Source organism: Pseudomonas sp. ANT_H4 (assembly GCF_008369295.1).
Taxonomy (GTDB): domain Bacteria; phylum Pseudomonadota; class Gammaproteobacteria; order Pseudomonadales; family Pseudomonadaceae; genus Aquipseudomonas.
In genome coordinates this window covers 220991-239620 of record NZ_VOBG01000007.1, presented here as the reverse complement: position 1 = coordinate 239620, position 18630 = coordinate 220991, and the positions used below count along the sequence as shown (strand labels likewise).

Genomic DNA, 18630 nt, shown 5'->3' with positions numbered 1-18630 from the left:
GTTATTGCCCCAGCTTGCGTGGTTGCCAGTCCTTGATCACCAGCGTGAGGTCAAGGTCAGTACCATGCAGTTTGATGCGCTCGGGTAGCCAGTAACCGTTCTGTTCAACATAGCTCAAGTACTCGACCTGCCAGCCATCCTGTTCCAGCGTGGCCAGGCGGCTGTCGCCATTGAGGCTCAAGCGGCTCTTGCTGTCGGGTGCGGGCAGCCCGCGAACCCACCACACCAGATGCGACACTGGTAATTTCCAGCCCAGTTGTTCTTCCAGAAGACCTTCGGGGTTCGGCGCTTCATAGCGGCCCTGGTTGGCGACTTCGAGGCTCACTTGCCCCGGTCGGCCGGTCAGGCGTGCAGCGCCACGTCCCAGGGGGCCGGAAAGTCGGATGTCGTAGTAATCCTGGCGTTGCAGCCAGAACAGGGTGCCACTGCCCGAGTCCTTCGGTGCGCGAATCCCGACCTTGCCGCTGATCTGCCAGCCGTCGAGGCTGTTCAGTTGATCTTTGTGCTGTCGCCACTGTGCTAGGTTGCCCTGGCCTTCGACGGACTCGCGTGCGCCGAAACCCGCGCAACCGGCGAGCAGGGCGATAAAGCTGAAAACGATGACGTGGCGCAAAAACATAATCTTAAAGGGTCTCGGATCCGGTCAGGCGCTTGATGGTGCTGCGCAGGATAGGGCTTTCGGGTTGTTCCTTGAGGAACTTCTTCCAGATTTGTCTGGCTTCGCGCTGTTTGCCGTTGGCCCAGAGCACTTCGCCCAGGTGAGCGGCGACTTCCTGGTCGGGGAATCGCTCAAGGGCTTGGCGCAGCAGGCGTTCGGCTTCGTCCAGGTTGCCCAGGCGGTAATTCACCCAGCCCAGGCTGTCGAGCACGGCCGGATCTTCCGGGTTGAGCTGGTGAGCCTGCTCGATCAGGACCTTGGCCTCGGCATAGCGCGTTGTACGGTCAGACAAGGTGTAACCCAGGGCGTTCAGTGCCATGGCGTTGTCCGGGTCACGCTTGATGATCAGGCGCAGGTCTTTTTCCATCTGCGCCAGGTCATTGCGTTTTTCTGCTTGCATGGCGCGGGTGTACAGAAGGTTCAGGTCGTCGGGGTATTGCAGCAGTGCTTGCTGCAGTACTTTCCAGGCGCGATCGCCCTGATTGTTGGCCGACAAGGTCTCTGCCTGGATCAGGTAGAGCTGGATGGCGTAGTCCGGCTCTGCATCCCGTGCCGCCGTCAGACGTTTTTCCGCTTCATCGGTGCGGCCGTTGTTCATCAGGATATCGGCCTGACGCAATTGGGCTGGCAGGTAGTCATTGCCGGGGCCGACCTGGGCGTACTCGATCAACGCGCCTTGCGGGTCGTTGCGCTCTTCAGCGATACGCCCCAGGTTCAGGTGCGCCGAGTCGACATGGCTTTCCCGGGCGATCAGGTCTTCCAGGTAGCCCTTGGCCTCATCCCAGGCCTTGGCCTCCAGGCAGACCAGCGCCAGGGAGTAGCGCAGTTCGTCATCATCCGGATATTGCTGGACGAGGCTGGCGAACTCTACCTTGGCATCCTCCATGCGGTCCTGCTCCACCAACATGCGGGCGTAAGTCAGGCGCAGGCGCTTGTCGTCCGGGTACTTCTTGATGCTTTTTTCCAGCAACGGCAAGGCTTCCTTGCCGCGATTGAGGTTTTGCAGCAGGCGCGCCCGCAGCAGCAGTGGGGCGACTTCACCGTCTTCCGGTGGGTTGCGCTCCAGCAGCTTCAAGGCGGCCTCGGCTTCGTCATCCTGTTGCAACAACAAGGCCTTGCCGAAAATCAGCTGGCCATTCTTCGGGTGCTTTTGCAGCAGCCGGTCGAAACTCTTCATCAGGCCGGTGCGAGTGTCCTGGTCGGTGTCGGCAGCCGACAGCGCGAGGAAGTCGAAGTGGGTGTCACCCTTGCCCTGCAATACTTTCTCCATATAGATCATGGAGTCGTCATAGCGCCCGGCGCGAGCCAGTTGGATCGCCGCTGCACGTTGGGCTTCAAGGTCGTCCGGGGCGTTTTTCGCCCAGATCAGCGCACTGTCCAACGCGGCCTGGTCGGCGCCCAGGTACTCGGCAATGCGAAACGCCCGCTCGGAAATACCTGGGTCCTGGGTATTGATGGCCTGGGTCACGTAGTTATCCAGGGCAATGTCGAAACGATTGCGCTGGCCGGCCAGCTCCGCACTCAGCAGACTGAATACCGTCTCTTCACTGAACGAGGAGTAAACCTTGGGCTTTTCAGGGGTGGGAGTGCTGTCTTCTACCGGTGGCGAACCGTCCGGCGATACGGGAGCCATGGCCTGGCAGCCGCTGAGGAAGACAAAAGCAAGGAGCAACGCGGAAGATCTATTCATATAGGAAGAGGACGACTAACCTGCGGTCGGATCATCATGACACAAGCCTTCGGCCAAACATAACCGTGTAGGCGCGAGCTTGCTCGCGAAGAACCTGAGGGCAACGCGTTTTATTCAGTAAGCCCGCGTCATCGTTAACGACCATCACGAGCGTGCACGCTCCACAGATGGCCTTTTATAGGCGTAAGCTACCAGGGCAATAGACGGCAATGGTTGTTCTGAATCAGGCGAAGTAGGACAATTGTCGGCCTCTCGACATCATCAGCGATATTGAATGGCCTTCCTTGCTCTGGGTATTAACCACAAGACTGCTTCTGTAGACGTCCGCGAGCGCGTGGCGTTTACCCCGGAGCAGTTGGTTGAGGCCTTGCAGCAGCTCTGCCGGCTCACTGACAGCCGCGAAGCTGCGATCCTTTCCACCTGCAATCGCAGCGAGCTCTATATAGAGCAGGAACATCTTTCGGTGGATGTGGTGTTGCGCTGGCTGGCTGATTACCACCATTTGAGCCTTGAAGAGCTGCGCACGAGTGCTTATGTGCACGAAGAAGATGCGGCAGTTCGTCACATGATGCGGGTCGCCTCCGGGCTCGATTCGCTGGTATTGGGCGAACCGCAAATTCTCGGCCAGATGAAATCGGCCTACGCCGTGGCCCGTGAAGCCGGGACCATTGGCCCGCTGCTGGGGCGTTTGTTTCAGGCCACGTTTAACTCGGCCAAACAGGTGCGCACCGATACCGCCATCGGCGAAAACCCGGTCTCCGTGGCATTTGCCGCTGTCAGCCTGGCCAAGCAGATCTTCAGCGACTTGCAACGCAGCCAGGCGCTGCTGATCGGCGCCGGCGAAACTATCACCCTGGTCGCCCGCCACCTGCATGAGCTGGGGGTCAAGCGGATCGTCGTGGCCAACCGTACCCTGGAACGTGCCAGTATCCTCGCCGAGCAGTTCGGCGCTCATGCGGTGTTGCTCTCGGAAATCCCCGCCGAACTGGTGCGCAGCGACATCGTGATCAGTTCCACCGCCAGTCAGTTGCCGATCCTCGGTAAAGGCGCGGTAGAGAGCGCTTTGAAGCTGCGCAAGCACAAGCCGATCTTCATGGTGGATATCGCCGTTCCCCGGGATATCGAGCCTGAAGTCGGCGAGTTGGACGACGTTTACCTCTATAGCGTCGACGATCTCCACGAAGTGGTCGCTGAAAACCTCAAGAGCCGCCAGGGCGCAGCCCAGGCGGCTGAGGAAATGGTCAGCGCCGGCGCCGATGACTTCATGGTGCGCCTGCGTGAACTGGCCGCCGTCGATGTGCTCAAGGCTTACCGCCAGCAGGGCGAGCGCCTGCGGGATGAGGAATTGATCAAGGCCCAGCGCATGCTGGCCAACGGCAGCAGCGCCGAAGACGTGCTGATGCACCTGGCCCGTGGCCTCACCAACAAATTGCTGCACGCCCCAAGCGTGCAGCTTAAAAAACTGACTGCCGAAGGCCGCCTCGATGCGCTGGCCATGGCCCAGGAACTCTTTGCCCTCAATGAGGGCACGTCGGCTTCGGATAAAAAACCGCAATGAAAGCGTCACTGCTCAATAAGCTGGACATGATCCAGGATCGTTTCGAGGAACTGACCGCCTTGCTCGGCGATGGCGAAGTCATCTCCGATCAAAACAAGTTCCGCACCTATTCCAAGGAATACGCGGAAGTTGAACCCATTGTGGCCATCTATACACAGCTGCTCAAGGTTCAGGCTGACCTCGAAGGCGCCCAGGCGTTGCTCAAGGACAGCGATCCGGACATGCGCGAAATGGCCGTTGAAGAAGTGCGCGAAGCCAAGGACAGGCTGATCGAACTGGAAGGCGACCTGCAACGCATGTTGCTGCCCAAGGACCCCAACGATGGGCGCAACGTATTCCTGGAAATCCGCGCCGGCACTGGCGGTGACGAAGCGGCGATCTTCTCCGGGGACCTGTTTCGCATGTATTCGCGCTATGCCGAACGCCGCGGCTGGCGTGTCGAGATCTTGTCCGAGAACATCGGTGAACATGGCGGCTATAAAGAGGTCATCGCCCGGATTGAAGGCGACAACGTCTACGGCAAGCTGAAATTCGAATCTGGCGCTCACCGCGTACAGCGGGTTCCGGCCACTGAATCCCAGGGCCGCATTCACACATCGGCTTGCACCGTGGCGGTGTTGCCTGAGCCGGACGAGCAGGAAGCCATCGAGATCAACTCGGCGGACTTGCGTGTCGACACCTACCGTTCATCGGGTGCTGGCGGCCAGCACGTCAACAAGACCGACTCGGCGATCCGTATCACCCACTTGCCGTCGGGCATTGTGGTGGAGTGCCAGGAAGAACGTTCCCAGCACAAGAACCGAGCGCGTGCGATGTCCTGGCTGTCGGCCAAGCTCAATGACCAGCAGACCAGCGCCGCCGCCAATGCGATTGCCAGCGAGCGCAAATTGCTGGTGGGCTCCGGTGACCGTTCCGAGCGCATCCGTACCTACAACTTTGCCCAGGGCCGGGTTACCGATCACCGGGTCAACCTGACCCTGTACTCCTTGGATGAAATTCTTGCCGGTGGCGTGGATGCGGTGATCGAGCCGTTACTGGCCGAATACCAGGCCGACCAACTGGCAGCGATAGGTGAATAAATGACCATTATTGCTAGTTTGTTACGCGCCGCCGAGTTGCCTGACTCGTCCACTGCGCGCCTGGATGTGGAATTGCTACTGGCCGCGGCCCTGGGCAAGTCTCGCAGCTACCTGCACACCTGGCCGGAAAAGATCGTCAGCAGCGAAGCCGCGCTGACCTTCGCCAGCTACCTGCAACGCCGCCGTAGCGGCGAGCCCGTGGCCTATATCCTCGGCCAGCAAGGGTTCTGGAAGCTGGACCTGGAAGTGGCACCGCACACGCTGATCCCGCGTCCGGAAACCGAGATGTTGGTGGAAGCCGCCCTGGAATTACTGCCCGCCACGCCGGCCAATGTCCTGGACTTGGGCACTGGCAGTGGTGCTATTGCCCTGGCTCTGGCCAGCGAGCGTCCGGATTGGAAAATCACTGCGGTCGACCGCGTGCTCGAAGCAGTGGCCCTCGCCGAGCGTAATCGCCAGCGCCTGCACCTGAACAACGCTACGGTGCTGAGCAGCCATTGGTTCAGCGCCCTGAAAGATCACACCTACGACCTGATCATCAGTAACCCGCCGTATATCGCCGACACCGACCCGCACTTGGCTGCCGGTGATGTGCGTTTCGAGCCGGCCAGCGCCTTGGTGGCCGGCCACGATGGCTTGGACGACCTGCGCCTGATCATCGCTCAGGCACCCGTGCATCTGGATGCCGGCGGCTGGCTGCTGCTGGAGCATGGTTATGACCAGGCCCAGGCCGTTCGCGACCTGTTGCTGGCGCAAGGCTTCGAAGAGGTCCAGAGCCGCATCGACCTCGGCGGCCATGAACGCATCAGCCTGGGACGCCGGCCGTGCTGACCGATCAGGAGCTGTTGCGCTATAGCCGGCAGATTCTGTTGCAGCATGTTGACATCGACGGCCAGTTGCGCCTGAAAAATAGTCGTGCGCTGATTGTCGGCCTCGGCGGCCTGGGGGCACCGGTTGCCTTGTACCTCGCGGCAGCCGGCGTTGGTGAACTGCATTTGGCGGATTTCGACACCGTCGACCTGACCAACCTGCAACGCCAGATCATCCACGACACCGACAGTGTGGGTCTTACCAAAGTCGATTCGGCCATCCGCCGCCTGGGCGCGATCAATCCCGAGATCCAATTGGTCGCCCATCGCACCGCTATGGACGCCGATTCCCTGGCCGCCGCCGTGGCTGCGGTAGACGTGGTGCTGGATTGCTCCGACAATTTCTCCACCCGCGAAGCGGTAAATGCCGCCTGCGTGGCTGCCGGTAAACCGCTGGTCAGCGGTGCGGCGATTCGTCTGGACGGTCAGCTTTCGGTGTTCGACCCCCGGCGCGCCGAAAGTCCGTGTTACCACTGTTTATACGGGCACGGCAGCGAAGCCGAACTGACTTGCAGCGAAGCCGGCGTGATCGGCCCTCTGGTGGGTTTGGTAGGCAGCCTGCAAGCCTTGGAAGCGCTGAAGCTGCTGGCCGGTTTCGGTGAGCCGCTGGTAGGGCGGCTGTTGTTGATCGATGCCTTGACCACGCGTTTTCGTGAGTTGCGGGTCAAGCGCGATCCGGGTTGCAGCGTCTGCGGTACCCGACATGGTTAAGGACGCGCCGATTGGTGTGTTCGACTCCGGTGTCGGCGGCCTGTCGGTGCTGGACGAAATCCAGCGCCTGTTGCCCCATGAGTCACTGCTGTACGTGGCCGATTGCGGGCACATTCCCTATGGCGAGAAAACTCCGGAATTTATTCGCGAACGCTCTCGGCTGATCGCCGGATTTTTCCGCGAGCAGGGTGCCAAGGCCTTTGTGATCGCGTGCAACACCGCGACCGTGGCTGCTGTCGCTGATCTGCGGCGGGATTTTCCCGATTGGCCGCTGGTGGGCATGGAGCCCGCCGTCAAACCGGCTGCGGCGGCTACCCGCAGTGGCGTGGTCGGCGTGCTGGCGACCACCGGCACGCTGCAGAGCGCCAAGTTCGCCGCGTTGCTGGACCGCTTTGCCACCGATGTGCGGGTGATTACCCAGCCGTGTCCGGGTCTGGTGGAGCTGATCGAAACGGGCGACCTGCGCAGCCCTGCCTTGCGCCTGCTGTTGCAAGGTTATGTCGAACCGCTGGTCGAGGCTGGTTGCGACACCATTATTCTGGGCTGCACTCACTATCCCTTTCTCAAGCCACTGTTGGCGCAACTGCTACCGCCCACGATCATCCTGATCGACACCGGGGCGGCGGTTGCACGTCAGTTGCAGCGGCTTTTGGGTGAGCGCGGATTGTTGGCCGAGGGCAATCCTCGGACGGCGCAATTCTGGACGAGTGGTGATCCGGAACACCTGAGAAAAATCCTACCAACACTATGGAAGTCTTCAGGTGTTGTACGAAGTTTTGTCTTGTGAAAAGTTCGTGAGGTCACGTTCTTTTTGCACTGACTTCTATAGGAAGTTAGCCTGTACAAAATCATACGAACTTCGTTCGGAAGGAATGCTTCTTATGAAGCGCTTGTTCGGTTTGGCTGCGATTGCGGCCAAACACAGATAGGCTTCCACATCTGATCGAAGATCAGCGATACATCGTCGCAATCCCCTGGCGCTCGTCGATGCACTCCGGCGCACCCATCTCGAACTCACGGCAGATCAGCGGGCGCTTCTCGTAGATGCTGCACATCATTGTGTTGCGATCCAGCGCCGCGCACCAGCCATCGTCCAGGCGCAGCATGACTTCGCCGCCCCAATCGTCAGTGTCGATAAAACGTTCAGGCACACCGGTATCGGTGATCAGCATGACTTCCAACTGGCAGCAGCACGCGGCGCAGGTGGAGCAGGTGACGGCGGGTTCGGCAATTTGAGTGTGGGGAATGGTGGTCATAGACGCGCAGTGTAAGGCAACAGCGCTGCATCGGTGTGAAAGCTCTGACGGACGTTACTGTGCTATCCGGTGTAGCCCTCTAAAAAACAGCGCCCAGAGCAACCCCAGCCCAACAAGCGTTGGCCCGGTACCGTAAGGGAAAATCACGCCAGTCAATTGGCTGCCGGCGTAGTAAGACAGCGGCCCGCCCAGCGCCCCTAGCAGGCTGGCGCGCCACCAGGGGCGTGCTGTCCAGGCCAGACAATGACGCAGAGTGGTGGCTAATAGCGCCCACAGCAGGATCAGCCAGAAAGGAATCAATGGGCCAGGTTCGCTGAACTGAAACACGCCCAAACTGCGTAATAGCGTGTCAAGCGCCGTGCCAGCCAAAGTGACGTAGAGAATAAGTCCTCCTTCTCTGGCATATGAACTTATCCACAGCAGATGGATAGCCAATACCGCCAACCCCACCAGCAACCACAGACTGTCACCGCCAATGACGCAGGCAAACCAGCCGCACTGAAACAGCACGGCATTCGCCAGCTTTTTAAGCATTAAAGCGGCCGAGTAAGGGTTGGGTTACCGCCGAGGGCTTGGCCAGCAGCAATTGTGCCGTGCCGATGGTGCGCTCCATGAAACCGCCTTCGCAGTAGCACAGGTAAAACTCCCACAGGCGCAGAAAGTATTCGTCGTAGCCCAGTTCCATCAGGCGGCCATGGGCGCGGCGAAAGCTCTCATGCCACAGGCGCAGGGTTCGCGCGTAGTGCAGGCCGAAGTCTTCCATGTGTAGCAGGTTCATGTCGGTGTCGCGGCTGACGATGTCCAGCATTTTTTGCACGCTGGGCAGGGCGCCGCCGGGGAAGATGTAACGCTGGATAAAGTCCACGCTGCTCTTGGCCTGTTCGTAGCGTTGCTCGCGGATGGTGATGGCTTGCAGCAGCATCAGGCCGTCGCTCTTGAGCAACTGCGCGCACTGCTTGAAGTAAGTCGCCAGGAAACGATGGCCCACGGCTTCGATCATCTCGATCGACACCAGTTTGTCGTATTGCCCGGTGAGGTCGCGATAATCCTGCAACAGCAGCGTCACCTGATTGTGCAAACCCAGTGCTTCAATGCGCTTTTCGGTGTAGGCAAACTGCTCCTTGGACAAGGTCGTAGTGGTGACCTTGCAGCCATAGTGCTGCGCGGCGTACAGCGCCATGCTGCCCCAGCCAGTGCCGATTTCCAGCAGGTGATCCGAAGGCTTGAGCGCCAGTTTCTGGCAGATACGTTCCAGCTTGTTCAGTTGTGCCTGTTCCAGGGTGTCGTCGGCAGTAAGGAACTGTGCGGCCGAATACATCATGGTTGGGTCGAGAAACTCTTCGAATAAATCATTGCCCAGGTCGTAATGTGCGGCGATGTTCTTCTGTGAGCCCTTGCGGGTATTGCGGTTGAGCCAGTGCAGGCCTTGGGTGAAGGGCCGCGCCAGTTTCGCCAGGCCGCCTTCAAGAGCATCGAGTACATCGAGGTTGCTGACCATCACGCGCACTACGGCGGTCAGGTCCGGGCTGCTCCAGTAACCATGAATAAACGCCTCGCCGGCACCGATGGAGCCGTTGGCCGCCACCAGGCCCCATACGGCCGAGTCAAGGATCTGGATTTCCCCCAGCAGGTGCGCTTCTCGAGCACCGAAGACTTGTCGCTCGCCGTCTTCGATCACCACCAACTGGCCGTGACGAAGGTTACCGAATTGGCGCAGCACAGCCTTGCGCAACAAGGCGCCGGTCATGCCGTTAACGTTTAAACGACTGGATTTGACCGATAAGCTAGGGGATTTCATGGCGGCGATCCTTGGTATACCCAACTGCAGTTCGTGAGGCGCCATCGGCGGCCTGGTGGGGAAAAATCGGCGTGCGTTTAAACAGCAGGCGCAGGGCTTGCCAGTAAATCGCCAGGCAGGTCTTGGCGGTCATCCAGGGGAAGCGCCACAGGTAACGGTGCAGGCTGGATCGATCGAGGGCCTCGCGTTGCAGGCTCAAGGTGGCGTCGAACACTTTGACCTCGCCTTGCCAGTCGGCCATGTGCACGCCGAGTCTTGTGGTGGGCGGGCTGAAGCTCATGCGGTATTCCAGGTCCCTTGGCAGGAACGGCGAGACATGAAACGCCTTGGCTACGGCAAAGTGTTGATGCTCATCGGCCGCTAGCGCCTGAGCTGGCAGCACGTAGTGGTAGCGCTCGCGCCAGGGAGTGTTGGTGACTTCGCAGAGGATCGCCGCCAGCCGCCCATCGGCTTCGAAACAGTAGAAAAAACTCACCGGATTAAACGCCAGGCCCCAACTGCGAGCCTGGGTTAGCAGGCAGATACCGCCTTGGGGCACATACCCCAGCGCCTTGCCAATTTCTTGCTGCACCGCGGCGGTCAAGCTCATGCCGTGGCGGGTGAATTCACGCAGATAGTCTTGCTGGCGAAAGGCAAAGGGCGCAAAGCGGCCTGTGCCGGCCAGGGGCGAGAGCTGCAATACGTGATCCTGTTCGCTGAGGTCCAGGTACAGCAGGCCGATCCGGTAGCGAAAGGCATGAGCCTTGGGCGTAAACCGTCGGTGGGCAATCCAGCCGCTGTACAGGGCGCTGTTCACAGGGTTTCCCCAAAGGCCTGGGCCACGCGCAGGGCGCTGACTACGCCGTCTTCATGAAAACCATTGGCCCAGTAGGCGCCGCAATAATAGGTGTGCCGGGTGCCATGCAACTCTTCCCAGCGGGCTTGCGCGGCCACGGCGGCCAGGCTGTATTGCGGATGGGCGTAGGTGTATCGGGCAAGGATTTTCAGGGGGTTGATCATCGCCGTCTGGTTGAGGCTGACGCAGAAGGTGGTCGAACTCTCGATGCCTTGCAGGATGTTCATGTCGTAAGTGACAGCCGCCTGCTTGTGGGCGTTACCGTCCAGCCGGTAGTTCCAACTGGCCCAGGCCAATTTACGATCCGGCAGCAAACGAATGTCGGTGTGCAGGACCACGTCATTATCGGCGTAGGGCATCGCGCCGAGGATCTGCTGCTCGGCCAGGCTAGGGTCACCCAGCAGGAGCAGGGCCTGGTCGCTGTGGCAGGCGAAGACCACTTTGTCGAACTGTTCGCTGCCAGCGACGCTGTGGAGGATCACGCCTTCAGTGGTGCGCTCCACGCGGCTCACTGGGCAATTGAGGCGAATCTGTTCGCGAAAGGACACGCTCAGCGGCTCGATATAGCCGTTGGAACCGCCCTCGATCACGCACCATTGCGGCCGGTTGTTGACCGACAGCAGGCCGTGGTTCTTGAAGAACCGCACGAAAAATTGCAGCGGAAAACCAAGCATGTCCGCCAGCGACATCGACCAGATCGCCGCGCCCATGGGCACGATGTAATGGCGGATAAAGCGCGGGCCGTAGTTGCCGGCCTGCAAGTACTCGCCCAGGGTCATCTCGGCGCTGATGCGCTGCTCTTGCAGATCCAGCGGTGCCTGGCGATTGAAGCGCAGGATATCGCGCAACATGCCCCAGAAACCGGGGGAGAGAATGTTGCGGCGCTGGACGAACAGGCTGTTGAGGCTGTTGCCGTTGTACTCAAAGCCTTCGTTCTGGTCGCATACCGAAAAGCTCATCTCGGTGGGCTTGAACGACACGCCAATCTGCCCGAGCAAGCGAATGAAGTTGGGGTAGGTCCAGTCGTTGAACACGATAAAGCCGGTGTCCACTGCGTACTGTTCATCTTCTACGGTCACGTTCACCGTGTGGGTATGACCGCCGATGCGCTCGCCGGCTTCGAACAGCGCAATGTCGTGGCGACGACTGAGCAGGTAGGCACTGGTCAGCCCAGAAATGCCACTGCCGATAATGGCGATCTTCACAGGTCGTCCTTATGAGGCGGCGGGCTGCGTAACATGCGCTTGCCGATGATCAGTTGCGCGCGGTTTGGCAGTTTCGATAGCGGCCACAAGGCGGCGATAAACAGCGCGGGGAAGGCGATCTCCAGTGGGCGATTGTTCAGCTTGGCGAAAATATGCCGGGCGGCCTTGTCTACCGGCCAGTTCAAGGGCATCGGGAAGTCGTTGCGGGCAGTCATAGGTGTGTCGACAAAGCCTGGGCTGATCACGGTGACATCAATGCCTTCAGGCGATAGGTCGATACGCAGGGATTCAAACAGGTAGCGCAGGCCGGCCTTGGACGCGCCGTAGGCCTCGGCCCGTGGCATCGGCAAATAGGTCACGGCGCTGGCGACGCCCACCAGATGCGGTGTATGACCGGCGCGCAACAGCGGCAAGGCCGCCTCGATGCAGTAACTGCTGGCCAGCAGGTTGGTGCGAACCACATGCTCGATGATCGAGGAGTCAAACTGCCTGGCGTCGACGTATTCGCAGGTGCCCGCATTGAGAATCACCGTGTCCAGGGAACCCCAGACCACGGCGATATGCTCACCGATCTCGCGCACTGTTTGGCTGTTGGTCAAGTCGCCCGCCACCACCAGCACTTGCCCCGGATATTTCTGATCAAGCTGCTCCAGCGGCGCTTTGGCGCGCGAGCTGATCGCCACATGAGCGCCGCTGTTGAGCAGCTCTTCGGCCAGGGCGGCACCGATGCCACTGCTGGCGCCGGTCAACCAATAACGACGAGGCGGTGTAGGGCTCATCCCATTCTCCTTTTCAGCCAACTGACAACCCGGCCGATTAGCGGCAAGTGTTCATAAAGCAGCGCGCCCGCATCGAAGTAATCTCGGTGTCGGTAAACCTTGTCGCGCCACAGCAGGTGCGAGCAGCCCTCCACCCGAATCAGTTGGCCCTTGGCCAGGCGCGTGTGGCAAAAACTCATTTCCCAGCGCAGATAACCTTCGCCCTCGGCCACTTGGTCGAAGCCGTGGAAATCAAAATGCAGCTGACTGACGTTGTCGTACAGCCCGGTGAAATAGGCATGCAGTGCCGTCAGCCCCTGGACCTCGTGCAGCGGGTCGGTGAACGTGATGTCCTTGCTGTACAAGCTGTCGAGCAGGTGCAGGTTGTGTTTGTCCAGGGTCGCGAAGGCATGGGCAAACCGGCGCAGGAAATCACTCATACACCCCCTCAGCCGATTGGCGCGAGGGTAGGCTGCGAAAGGCCGCCAGGGCGCGTTCCCGGGACTTCTTCAAGTCGACAATCGGCCGCGGGTAGTCGGCCACGCCAAACAGGCCGCCGAGGGCATCGGGGTTATGCACTTCTTTTTTGTTCAGAGTGGCCAGCTGCGGCAGCCAGTGCTTGATAAAACGTCCTTCACCGTCGAATTTTTCCGACTGGCTCAGCGGGCTGAAAATTCGGAAATAAGGCGCCGAGTCGGTGCCGGTGGATGAACTCCACTGCCAGCCACCGTTGTTGGCCGCCAGGTCGCCATCAATCAAGTGACGCATGAAGAAGCGCTCGCCTTCGCGCCAGTCGATCAACAGGTTCTTGGTGAGGAACATCGCCACCACCATGCGCAGGCGGTTGTGCATCCAGCCTGTTTCCAGCAACTGGCGCATGGCTGCGTCGATGATCGGCAGGCCGGTGCGGGCTTGCTGCCAGGCGGCCAGGTCTTCAGGTGCGTGGCGCCAGGCCACAGCTTCGGTTTGGGGGCGAAAGGCGCGGTGGCGGGAGACCCGTGGATAGCCCACCAGGATGTGTTTGTAGAACTCGCGCCACAGCAATTCGTTGATCCAGGTAATAGCGCCAATATCGCCGCTTTCAAACTCACCTCGGTTGCTTTGCAGTGCAGCGTGCAGGCACTGGCGCGGCGAGACCACACCGGCGGCCAGGTAGGCGGACAACTGGCTAGTGCCGGGCTTGGCCGGGAAGTCTCGCTCGTGCTTGTAGTTGCTGATCTGCCCGTCGGCGAATTGCTCCAGGCGGCGCCGCGCCTCGTTTTCACCCGCTGGCCACAGGGTACGCAGGCCTTCGCTGGGCGTGGCGAAACCGCTGACGTGCTCAGGGACCGGATCGCTTTTCAGGTCCAATACAGTTTGCGTCCTGGGCGTTGCCACCAATCGGGGCAGGGCGCTGTGCAGGCGGTTGTAACAGACTTTGCGAAACTGGCTGAACACCTGGAAGTAAGTACCGGTCTTGGTCAGCACGCTGCCGGGTTGGAACAGCAACTGGTCCAAGTAGCGGTGGAAGGTGACGCCCTGGCCCTCCAGCGTCTGGGCGACGGCTGCGTCGCGACGGCTTTCATGGATGCCATATTCTTCGTTGACGTGGACCGACTCGATCGATAGCTCCTGGCACAATTGCGCCAGCACCTGCGGCGCCTGATCCCACGTTGCGGCATGACGGATCAGCAGTGGGATGTTCAATTCAGCCAGGGCTTGGCTCAAGGCCTGCAGGTTGCGCAGCCAGAAATCCACCTTGCACGGTGCATCGTCATGGGCAAGCCATTGATCGGGGGTGATCAGGTAGACAGCTGCCGTTGAGCCTCGCTGGCTTGCGGCAGTGAGGGCGGTGTTGTCATGCAGGCGCAGGTCGGTGCGCAGCCAGGTCAAGTGCATTTAGAGAAGTCCACGCTGGATCAATGCCTGATGGGCCGACAACGGGTCTTCGGCCAGGAATAATTCAGGGATGTCATGGGTTAATACGGATAACTCGGCCTGGTGGATGCATACCGTTGGTCCGGCCATTAAGGTAGGGCAACTGACGCCGCTCAGGAGTTTCGCCAAGGCCATCAAATTGATGGCCTTGCTCGAGTAAAGCAGCACCGCACGGGGCTGCAAATGCTCGACGGCCAGGGCCAGTTCGCCGGCGGGCAGTGGCCAGTCGAAGACCTCTACAGGGCAGTCGGCGCTGCTGGCCAGCCAGGCGGTCAACCACAAGTGGGGTTCCAGTGGCAGGTCCGAGTGATTGATCAACAACAACGGCGCACCATTGAGCTGACGGTTGTTGTGGTACATCCGGGCGCCGAACTTGCTGCGCAGCCAGGAATGGAAAAACACCCGCTCCATTTGCGCACCGAATTGCCCTTGCCAGCGTTGTTCAAGTTCCTTGAGCAGCGGCAGCAACAGCTGCTCGCACAGGGTACGCGGCGGGTACAGCGCCATGGCCTGGTTGAAGGCATCGTCCACCCGGCGCTCGGCCAGTTGGCTGATGGCCAATAGCAGATGTTGGCGCAGGCTATACCATTCGTTTTCTATGTTGTCGTCGACGGATTGTGCAGCGTCGATCAGCTGTTTTACCTGGCTGACCGGTACGCCACGGTTGAGCCAGGTGAGGATGGTATGGATACGTTGCACGTGATCGGCAGAAAACAGCCGATGCCCCTTGGGCGTGCGTTGCGGCACGATCAGGCCGTAACGCCGTTCCCAAGCGCGCAGGGTTACGGCGTTGACACCGGTCTGGCGCGCCACTTCGCGAATCGGCAGCCAGCCTTGTTCCAGGGCCTGGGCAAAGTCTTCGCCGGGTTCGATAAGGTCTTGCTCAAGAGTGTTCATGGGTTAAATCGCATTACGCAGGCTGAGGTTTTCCGGGTGCGGTTGCAGGTAAGCCTGCTGCGCTATGTAGCGGTCCGGATGTTGGCGAAAGTGGTGTTTGAGCAAGGTCATCGGCACCACCAGCGGCACGATGCCGTGGCGGTATTGGCCGATGACGGTCTGCACTTCCTGTTTGTCTTCGGCGCTGATGGCCTGCTTGAGGTAACCGCTGATGTGTTGCAGCACGTTAGTGTGGGTACCGCGGGTGGCGCATTTTTTCAGCGCCGTCATCAGCTCACTGAAATAGGCTGCACTCAGTTGGTTGAGGTCGGCATTTTTGCTCATGCTGCCCAGCAGGTGGCCGAGGCTTTTGTAGTGGGCCGGGCTGTGGGCCATCAGCAGGTATTTGTAGCGCGAGTGGAATACCAGCAGGCGGTGGCGGGTCATGCCTTCGGCCAGCAACTGTTGCCAGGTGGCGTAGACGAAGACTCGGGTCAGGAAGTTTTCCCGCAGTATCGGGTCATTGAGACGACCGTCTTCTTCCACCGGCAGATTTGGGTGGCGGGTACAAAACGCCTGGGCGTAGATACCGCGTCCGCCGCCATCGATGGGCATGCCGTTGTCCTGATAGACCTTGACTCGTTCCAGGCCACAGGAGGGTGATTTCTGCATGAAGATGTAGCCGCAGAGGTCGGTGTGTTCGCCAGCCATCTGTTGGCCATAGTCGTCCAGCGGCTGGGTTACGTTCAGTTCGCGGTGAACGGTGCCGACCGCTTGTGGTTGCAGCGGGTCGCCCACCAGGCGGATCGGTTCTCGGGGGATGCCCAGGCCGATGGCGACTTCGGGGCACAAGGACACGAAGTCGAAATAATCCGTCAGTGTCTGGCTGCACAGTTGCGATTGCTTGTGTCCACCGTTAAAGCGCACGTTCTCGCCCAGCAGGCAGGCACTGATGGCGATTTTGGGTTTGCCGGTGGTGGACGGGGCGCTGGACATGCCAAAACCTCTGCAAGATTCCTGTACAGAATATTATTTGTGTACAACTAAACCTCATCATAGGTTTGATGCTGTACAAGTCAATTTATTTGTACAGTTATTTTCCGTCGGGTTATTTCCAGCCCATTTTCCAGTCTTCGGCATTTTGCAGGGTGTGCCAGGCCAGGCGTTCGCCACGGCGGGTGAGTACAGCTTGCAATTCGATTTCCAGCACCGTGCCTTCTTCGTCGCGGAACAATTCGCTGACCAGGAAGTGTTTTTCTCTGTTGCGGGGGCGGGCCGCTGTCCACTTCGACAGCAGCAATTTGGTGGGATTGATGCGGTTCACTGCAGGTGCTCGATCAGCCGCTTTGCCGCTTCCTGGCCGCTGAGCCAGGCACCTTCGACCCGGCCCGACAGGCACCAGTCGCCGCACACGTACAGCCCCAGATCGGCGTCGGCCAGCACGCCCCATTCGTGGCTGCTGGCCGGCCGGGCATAGAGCCAGCGGTGGGCCAGGCTGAAGGAGGGGGCAGGCATGGCGCAGTGCAGCAGTTCGGCGAACGCGCCGTGCAGCAGCTCGATCACCGCTTCCTTGGGCAGGTCAAGGTGCTGCTTGCTCCAGGTGCTGGTGGCATGGAGCACCCAGGTGTCGAGGGTGTTCTCGCGCCCCGGTTTGCTGCGGTTGCGGGCCAACCAGTCCAGCGGGCTGTCCTGCACGAAGCAGCCTTCCATGGGTGTATCCAGGGGCGTGTCGAACGCCAGGGCGATGGCCCAGGTAGGGTCCATTTTTACCCCGGCGGCGGCACTGGCCAATTTTGGTACGGCAGCCAGCAGCGCAGTGGCCTGGGGCGCCGGGGTGGCGATGATCACATGGCTGAAGGGGCCATGGTTGCCGCCGTCGGCGTCCAGCAGGTTCCAGTGCTGTTTACCCTGGAACACTTCGGTGATGCGGCAGCCGAACTCCACAGGCAAGTCGTCAAGCAGGGCGCGGGTGATGGCACTCATGCGGGGCGTGCCCACCCAGCGGGTCTGTTCATCAGGGGAGGGGCTGAGCTGGCCGGACTGGAAGTTGTACAGCTGCGGCTTCCATTGGGCGACCCAACCATTGGCCTGCCAGCGTTGCACTTCGTTGACGAAGCGCCGGTCGCGGGCGGTGAAGTACTGGGCGCCCAAGTCCAGGGCGCCAGCATCACTGCGCTTGCTGGACATGCGTCCGCCGCTGCCACGGCTTTTATCGAAGAGTTGTACAACGTGCCCGGCATCTTTTAACGCGCGGGCGGCCGAAAGTCCGGCGATGCCGGTACCAATGATCGCGATGGGAACAGTCATGGAGGGCCTCGTTTTACCGTTGGGTACAGGCTACGTCGTCACCAATAGCTGTACAATATTATTTTTTGGTATAAGTTTTGACGTGCCTGAACGTTTGGCGTGACCTATGGTTAAACCTGCGGGTTAAACCAACGTGCGCCGGATTAAAAAGATCCCTGCTTATAAAATAGACCAGTGATGGCCGGCGAACGTTACACGAGGAAAATCTCATGCATATTTTGCTGACCGGTGGTACGGGTCTGATCGGTCGCCAGCTCTGCCAACATTGGCTGGCACAGGGGCATCGCTTGAGCGTCTGGAGTCGTCGCCCCGAGCAGGTGGCCAAACTCTGTGGTGATCCGGTGCGCGGCATAGCCCGTCTGCAAGACCTGGCGGAGCCGGTGGATGCGGTGATCAACCTGGCCGGAGCGCCTATTGCCGACCGGCTCTGGACCCATAAACGCAAGGCCCTGTTGTGGAGCAGTCGGATCAGTCTGACCGAAACCCTGCTGGCTTGGCTAGACGGCCTTGAGCACAAACCTGCGGTGTTGATCTCCGGTTCTGCGGTCGGTTGGTACGGCGACGGCGGTGAGCGCGAGCTGACTGAAGACAGTGGCCCGGTGCAGGACGATTTCCCCAGCCAACTGTGTATCGCCTGGGAAGAAACCGCCCAGCGTGCCGAAGCCCTCGGCATACGCGTGGTATTGGTGCGTACAGGCTTGGTGCTGGCGGCGCAGGGCGGCTTTTTGTCGCGCCTGTTGCTGGCGTTTAAACTGGCGCTGGGCGGGCCCATCGGTAATGGTCGGCAATGGATGCCATGGATCCATATCAAGGATCAAATCGCCTTGATTGATTTTCTTCTGCACAAGAGCAACGCCAGGGGTCCTTATAATGCCTGCGCGCCTCATCCGGTGCGCAACCGCGAGTTTGCCAAAACCCTGGGCAAGGTACTGCACCGTCCGGCGTTCATGCCCATGCCGGCCTTCGCCCTGCGGGTGGGGTTGGGTGAGTTGTCCGGCTTGTTGCTGGGCGGTCAGAAGGCGGTCCCGGAACGGCTGTTGGCCGCCGGTTTCACATTTCAGTTCACTGAGTTGCACGCGGCCCTGGATGACTTGTCCAGCCGCCTCTAGAGAT

The 18630-nt window shown here is 60.2% G+C and carries 20 protein-coding genes; 6 read left to right on the top strand and 14 right to left on the bottom strand.

The features are described 5' to 3' along the window. Window position 1 precedes the first annotated feature (1 nt). The gene (lolB, locus tag FQ182_RS11910) at window positions 2–619 is read right to left on the bottom strand and encodes a lipoprotein insertase outer membrane protein LolB (RefSeq protein ID WP_149411749.1); all 618 of its coding nucleotides are present in this window, start codon (window positions 617–619) and stop codon (window positions 2–4) included. Between the two features lie 4 nt (window positions 620–623). Continuing rightward, entirely contained in the window at window positions 624–2348 is a 1725-nt protein-coding gene (locus FQ182_RS11905; RefSeq protein WP_149411748.1) for a tetratricopeptide repeat protein, read from the bottom strand. Window positions 2349–2622: 274 nt separating this feature from the next. Between FQ182_RS11905 and hemA the strand changes: the two genes are divergently transcribed. From hemA to murI, 5 genes are read left to right on the top strand one after another with little or no spacing between them, the layout of a single operon-like run. After that, the gene (hemA, locus tag FQ182_RS11900) at window positions 2623–3906 is read left to right on the top strand and encodes a glutamyl-tRNA reductase (RefSeq protein ID WP_149411747.1); all 1284 of its coding nucleotides are present in this window, start codon (window positions 2623–2625) and stop codon (window positions 3904–3906) included. Beyond that, complete coding sequence (gene prfA / locus FQ182_RS11895) at window positions 3903–4985, top strand: peptide chain release factor 1 (RefSeq protein WP_133101953.1); 1083 nt, start codon at window positions 3903–3905, stop codon at window positions 4983–4985. Before hemA ends, prfA begins: the two co-directional genes overlap by 4 nt. Next, on the top strand, window positions 4986–5816 hold the full coding sequence (gene prmC / locus FQ182_RS11890) for a peptide chain release factor N(5)-glutamine methyltransferase (RefSeq protein ID WP_149411746.1): 831 nt from the start codon (window positions 4986–4988) through the stop codon (window positions 5814–5816). It begins immediately after the preceding gene. Then, entirely contained in the window at window positions 5810–6565 is a 756-nt protein-coding gene (locus tag FQ182_RS11885) for a molybdopterin-synthase adenylyltransferase MoeB (protein WP_149411745.1), read from the top strand. Before prmC ends, FQ182_RS11885 begins: the two co-directional genes overlap by 7 nt. Next, a complete protein-coding gene (gene murI, locus FQ182_RS11880) occupies window positions 6558–7352 on the top strand; it encodes a glutamate racemase (RefSeq protein WP_149411744.1) in 795 nt (264 codons plus the stop codon). Before FQ182_RS11885 ends, murI begins: the two co-directional genes overlap by 8 nt. Window positions 7353–7515: 163 nt before the next feature. Here murI and FQ182_RS11875 read toward each other — a convergent pair whose 3' ends face one another. The 12 genes from FQ182_RS11875 to FQ182_RS11820 all read right to left on the bottom strand — a co-directional run bounded on the left by FQ182_RS11875 (window position 7516) and on the right by FQ182_RS11820 (window position 17517). Beyond that, window positions 7516–7821, bottom strand: coding sequence for a YkgJ family cysteine cluster protein (locus tag FQ182_RS11875; protein ID WP_149411743.1), 306 nt, complete (start codon window positions 7819–7821; stop codon window positions 7516–7518). A 54-nt stretch (window positions 7822–7875) separates the two neighbouring features. Next, window positions 7876–8355, bottom strand: coding sequence for a DUF2878 domain-containing protein (locus tag FQ182_RS11870; protein WP_149411742.1), 480 nt, complete (start codon window positions 8353–8355; stop codon window positions 7876–7878). Continuing rightward, window positions 8348–9619 (bottom strand): cyclopropane-fatty-acyl-phospholipid synthase family protein, encoded by a 1272-nt coding sequence (locus tag FQ182_RS11865; protein ID WP_149411741.1) that lies wholly within the window; start codon window positions 9617–9619, stop codon window positions 8348–8350. The genes FQ182_RS11870 and FQ182_RS11865 overlap by 8 nt, the downstream gene beginning before the upstream one ends. Then, window positions 9606–10415 (bottom strand): DUF1365 domain-containing protein, encoded by an 810-nt coding sequence (locus FQ182_RS11860; RefSeq protein ID WP_149411740.1) that lies wholly within the window; start codon window positions 10413–10415, stop codon window positions 9606–9608. The genes FQ182_RS11865 and FQ182_RS11860 overlap by 14 nt, the downstream gene beginning before the upstream one ends. Further along, window positions 10412–11659 carry an NAD(P)/FAD-dependent oxidoreductase gene (locus tag FQ182_RS11855; RefSeq protein WP_149411739.1) on the bottom strand — a complete coding sequence of 416 codons (1248 nt, stop codon included), beginning with the start codon at window positions 11657–11659 and terminating at the stop codon, window positions 10412–10414. Before FQ182_RS11855 ends, FQ182_RS11860 begins: the two co-directional genes overlap by 4 nt. Continuing rightward, window positions 11656–12438 carry an SDR family oxidoreductase gene (locus FQ182_RS11850; RefSeq protein ID WP_149411738.1) on the bottom strand — a complete coding sequence of 261 codons (783 nt, stop codon included), beginning with the start codon at window positions 12436–12438 and terminating at the stop codon, window positions 11656–11658. The genes FQ182_RS11855 and FQ182_RS11850 overlap by 4 nt, the downstream gene beginning before the upstream one ends. Next, window positions 12435–12857 (bottom strand): nuclear transport factor 2 family protein, encoded by a 423-nt coding sequence (locus FQ182_RS11845; RefSeq protein ID WP_149411737.1) that lies wholly within the window; start codon window positions 12855–12857, stop codon window positions 12435–12437. Before FQ182_RS11845 ends, FQ182_RS11850 begins: the two co-directional genes overlap by 4 nt. Then, the gene (gene phrB / locus FQ182_RS11840) at window positions 12850–14295 is read right to left on the bottom strand and encodes a deoxyribodipyrimidine photo-lyase (protein WP_149411736.1); all 1446 of its coding nucleotides are present in this window, start codon (window positions 14293–14295) and stop codon (window positions 12850–12852) included. Before phrB ends, FQ182_RS11845 begins: the two co-directional genes overlap by 8 nt. Next, window positions 14296–15231, bottom strand: coding sequence for a MerR family transcriptional regulator (locus FQ182_RS11835; protein WP_149411735.1), 936 nt, complete (start codon window positions 15229–15231; stop codon window positions 14296–14298). 3 nt (window positions 15232–15234) lie between these two features. Then, window positions 15235–16206: a DUF523 and DUF1722 domain-containing protein gene (locus FQ182_RS11830; RefSeq protein WP_149411734.1), complete on the bottom strand. Its 972-nt coding sequence runs from the start codon at window positions 16204–16206 to the stop codon at window positions 15235–15237. Between the two features lie 112 nt (window positions 16207–16318). Then, complete coding sequence (locus FQ182_RS11825; RefSeq protein ID WP_149411733.1) at window positions 16319–16534, bottom strand: TIGR02450 family Trp-rich protein; 216 nt, start codon at window positions 16532–16534, stop codon at window positions 16319–16321. After that, a complete protein-coding gene (locus FQ182_RS11820; RefSeq protein ID WP_149411732.1) occupies window positions 16531–17517 on the bottom strand; it encodes an NAD(P)/FAD-dependent oxidoreductase in 987 nt (328 codons plus the stop codon). The genes FQ182_RS11825 and FQ182_RS11820 overlap by 4 nt, the downstream gene beginning before the upstream one ends. Window positions 17518–17726: 209 nt before the next feature. On the opposite strand from FQ182_RS11820, the gene FQ182_RS11815 reads away from it, so the two are divergent. Further along, window positions 17727–18626 carry a TIGR01777 family oxidoreductase gene (locus FQ182_RS11815; protein ID WP_149411731.1) on the top strand — a complete coding sequence of 300 codons (900 nt, stop codon included), beginning with the start codon at window positions 17727–17729 and terminating at the stop codon, window positions 18624–18626. Window positions 18627–18630: the final 4 nt, after the last annotated feature.

Coding starts and splice junctions, on each gene's coding strand:
- lolB (WP_149411749.1), bottom strand. CDS start 619: ATGTTTTTGCGCCACGTCATCGTTTTCAGCTTTATCGCCCTGCTCGCC.
- FQ182_RS11905 (WP_149411748.1), bottom strand. CDS start 2,348: ATGAATAGATCTTCCGCGTTGCTCCTTGCTTTTGTCTTCCTCAGCGGC.
- hemA (WP_149411747.1), top strand. CDS start 2,623: ATGGCCTTCCTTGCTCTGGGTATTAACCACAAGACTGCTTCTGTAGAC.
- prfA (WP_133101953.1), top strand. CDS start 3,903: ATGAAAGCGTCACTGCTCAATAAGCTGGACATGATCCAGGATCGTTTC.
- prmC (WP_149411746.1), top strand. CDS start 4,986: ATGACCATTATTGCTAGTTTGTTACGCGCCGCCGAGTTGCCTGACTCG.
- murI (WP_149411744.1), top strand. CDS start 6,558: ATGGTTAAGGACGCGCCGATTGGTGTGTTCGACTCCGGTGTCGGCGGC.
- FQ182_RS11875 (WP_149411743.1), bottom strand. CDS start 7,821: ATGACCACCATTCCCCACACTCAAATTGCCGAACCCGCCGTCACCTGC.
- FQ182_RS11870 (WP_149411742.1), bottom strand. CDS start 8,355: ATGCTTAAAAAGCTGGCGAATGCCGTGCTGTTTCAGTGCGGCTGGTTT.
- FQ182_RS11865 (WP_149411741.1), bottom strand. CDS start 9,619: ATGAAATCCCCTAGCTTATCGGTCAAATCCAGTCGTTTAAACGTTAAC.
- FQ182_RS11850 (WP_149411738.1), bottom strand. CDS start 12,438: ATGAGCCCTACACCGCCTCGTCGTTATTGGTTGACCGGCGCCAGCAGT.
- FQ182_RS11845 (WP_149411737.1), bottom strand. CDS start 12,857: ATGAGTGATTTCCTGCGCCGGTTTGCCCATGCCTTCGCGACCCTGGAC.
- phrB (WP_149411736.1), bottom strand. CDS start 14,295: ATGCACTTGACCTGGCTGCGCACCGACCTGCGCCTGCATGACAACACC.
- FQ182_RS11835 (WP_149411735.1), bottom strand. CDS start 15,231: ATGAACACTCTTGAGCAAGACCTTATCGAACCCGGCGAAGACTTTGCC.
- FQ182_RS11830 (WP_149411734.1), bottom strand. CDS start 16,206: ATGTCCAGCGCCCCGTCCACCACCGGCAAACCCAAAATCGCCATCAGT.
- FQ182_RS11820 (WP_149411732.1), bottom strand. CDS start 17,517: ATGACTGTTCCCATCGCGATCATTGGTACCGGCATCGCCGGACTTTCG.
- FQ182_RS11815 (WP_149411731.1), top strand. CDS start 17,727: ATGCATATTTTGCTGACCGGTGGTACGGGTCTGATCGGTCGCCAGCTC.